2 protein-coding genes are annotated in these 2,678 nt (G+C 73.1%); both read left to right on the top strand.

The window, feature by feature from the left end:
* Nucleotides 1–40: 40 nt before the first annotated feature.
* The gene (locus tag DKT69_RS36980; RefSeq protein ID WP_109805988.1) at nt 41–1,207 is read left to right on the top strand and encodes a low temperature requirement protein A; all 1,167 of its coding nucleotides are present in this window, start codon (nt 41–43) and stop codon (nt 1,205–1,207) included.
* A gap of 208 nt (nt 1,208–1,415) precedes the next feature.
* A complete protein-coding gene (locus DKT69_RS36975; protein ID WP_109805987.1) occupies nt 1,416–2,489 on the top strand; it encodes a PIN domain-containing protein in 1,074 nt (357 codons plus the stop codon).
* Nucleotides 2,490–2,678 lie beyond the last annotated feature (189 nt).

The raw sequence follows: 2,678 nt of genomic DNA, 5'->3' as shown, positions 1-2,678 counted from the left end.
GGTGGTATGAAGGCGGGGGGAGGCGCCGGGGGGAGCCGCGATGTCGAGCAGGCGGGCCACGCTGCTGCGACGCCAGAACGAGCCGTTGCAGGCGTCGTTCCTGGAACTGTTCTTCGACCTGGCCTTCGGTTTCGCGCTGCGGCAGCTGTCGTTTGTCCTGCTCGCCGAGTTGAGCCTCGCCGGGGCGGCGCGTACCGCCCTGCTCCTGCTGCCCCTCTGGTGGGTCTGGGCGGTGACGGCCTGGTTCAGCGACTGGTTCGACCGCACCAACCGCTGGGTGCGGGCCCTGCTGGTCGGCGTGACGCTCGGGGTGCTCCTGATGAGCGTCGCCGTCCCGGACGCGACCGGGGGTCGGGCCTGGCTCTTCGCCGGGGCGTACGTCGCGATCCACGTCGGCCGCAGCGTGGTCACCGCGGTGGCGCTCCGGGGGCATCCGCTGCGCCTCCGTACGCTGCGGATCCTGGCCTGGTTCGCAGCGACCGGCCTCCTCTGGCTGGTCGGGGCGGCCTGGCCCGCGGTGCGGGTGCCGGCGTGGGTGGCGGCCGTGGCGCTGGACTATGCAGTGCCACGGCTGGGCTGGCCGATCCCGAGGCTGGGCCGCGCCCAGCCGGGTGAGCTGCGGCTGCGGGGCGAACACCTCAAAGAGCGGTACCAGCAGGTCTTCATCATCGCGCTCGGCGAGCTGATCGTCACGGCGGGGGTGGCCTACGCGGCGACCGGCCTGGCGGTGGCGCACTCCACCGCGTTCCTACTGGTCTTCGCCGCCACGGTGCTCATCGGCCTGCTGTACGTCACGCCGGCCGGGGGGCAGTTGGGCGCCGCCATCGACGAACGGGACCCCGCCCGGTTCGGCACGGTCCCGAGCTACCTGCACCTGGTCATGATCGCCGGCGTGGTCGCCCTCTCGGGGGCCGCCGAACTCGTGATCACCCATCCCACCGAACGGGGATCGGGCGGGGCGGTCTTCCTCACCGTCGCCGGGCCGGGGCTCTTCCTCGCCGGGCGGGTCGCCCTGTCCGCCGTCATCGACCGGCGGTTGTCCTGGCCCCGGCTGCTCGGCCTGCCCGCCCTGCTGCTCATCGCGCTCGCCGGGCACGCGCTGCCGCTGCTCGGCATCGCCGCGGCGACGGTTGCCGTCCTCCTCGTCGTGGCGGTTTCGGGCCGCTGGCTCGCGCGTGCCGTGCCGGAGCCGCGGACCGGGCGATGAACGGGTCCCGCCCGCAGACGCCGGCGGCCGGATGCCAGCGGGCCGGCCGGGAGGCCCTCCCGACCTCGGTGACCGGACCGGTGCGGAACAGGCCGCACCGGTCCCGGTCGCCGGCCGGCAGCGCGCGTCGACTGCCCCCGGGTCCCCGTGGCCGGGTGGTCCACGAGTCGCCGGCCGGCCGACCGCGGTCCCGGCGTACGCTGCTCGGGTGGACCACGAAGATCGCATCGCGCTGTTCCTCGACTACGAGAACCTGGCGTTGGGCGCGCGCGACCATCGCGGCGGGATGGCCTTCGACTTCCGGCCGGTCGCCGACGCCCTGGCCGAGCGGGGCCGGGTGGTGGTGCGTCGGGCGTACGCGGACTGGTCGTACTTCGACGAGGACCGCCGGATGCTCACCCGGTCGCACGTGGAACTGATCGAGATACCCCAGCGCATGGGCGCCTCACGGAAGAACGCCGCCGACATCAAGATGGCCGTGGACGCGGTGGAGCTGGCCTTCGAGCGCGAGTACATCTCGACGTTCGTGATCTGCACCGGCGACAGCGACTTCACCCCGCTGGTGCACAAGCTCCGCGAGCTCAACAAGCGGGTCATCGGGGTCGGCGTGGAGAATTCCACCTCGGCGCTGCTCCCGCCGGCGTGCGACGAGTTCCTCTTCTACGACCGGCTGGAGGGCGTCGAGATCCCGGAGACCCGGGCTCGGCGCGGTCGTCCGGCCCGGCCCAGCCCGGAGCCGCAGCCGGTGGAGCGGGAGCCCGAGCCGCAGCCGGTGGAGGAGGAGGCCCCGCGCGACGTCGACACGCTCGCGGTCCTGGTGGCCCAGACGGTGGCGGGTCTGCAGGGCAGCTCCGGCGGCGCGGTGACGGCCTCGACGTTGAAGCGCACCCTGCTGCGCAAGGATCCGACCTTCAGCGAGTCCGACTACGGGTTCCGCACGTTCGGGGAGCTGCTCCGGTACCTGGCCGGGCAGGACGTGGTCGAGCTGGCGGAGGGCCCGGCAAAGGGCGATCCGGAGGTGTCGCTGCCCGAGCATGGTGACCGGGAGGTGGCGTTCGGGCTGCTGCGTACGGTGGTCCAGGAGCTGGCCGGCGGCGACGGCACGGTGGCGTTGTCCGGGCTGAAGAACCAGCTCCGCCGGGCGCGGCCCGACTTCAGCGAGAAGAAGCTCGGCTATCGCAGCTTCCTGCAGTTCTGCAAGGCCGCCGCCACCAGCGGGCTGGTCGACCTGCGGTGGAGTCCGGAGGCCGACGACTACCTGCTGACCGTGCCGGCGGCGTGACCGCACCGCCCGGCCCGGAACCGACACACCACGACACGGGTGCGCCCCGGCGGTAGCCCCCGGGGCGACTGGCGGTCTTCGACAAGGCCGGCCGACGCCCGGACGGAGGGCTGTCGACTGCTCCCGGTTGAGTAGTTGTTGGTTTGTGTTGGTGACCGTGGAGGAGTGGCTTGGGGTGTGGGTGGTGCG

This window comes from Micromonospora sicca, from assembly GCF_003172935.1.
Lineage (GTDB): Bacteria > Actinomycetota > Actinomycetes > Mycobacteriales > Micromonosporaceae > Micromonospora > Micromonospora sicca.
Note: the sequence above shows the minus strand (reverse complement) of the source record. Positions and strands in the feature narration are given on the sequence as shown.

Coding starts and splice junctions, on each gene's coding strand:
- DKT69_RS36980 (WP_109805988.1), top strand. CDS start 41: ATGTCGAGCAGGCGGGCCACGCTGCTGCGACGCCAGAACGAGCCGTTG.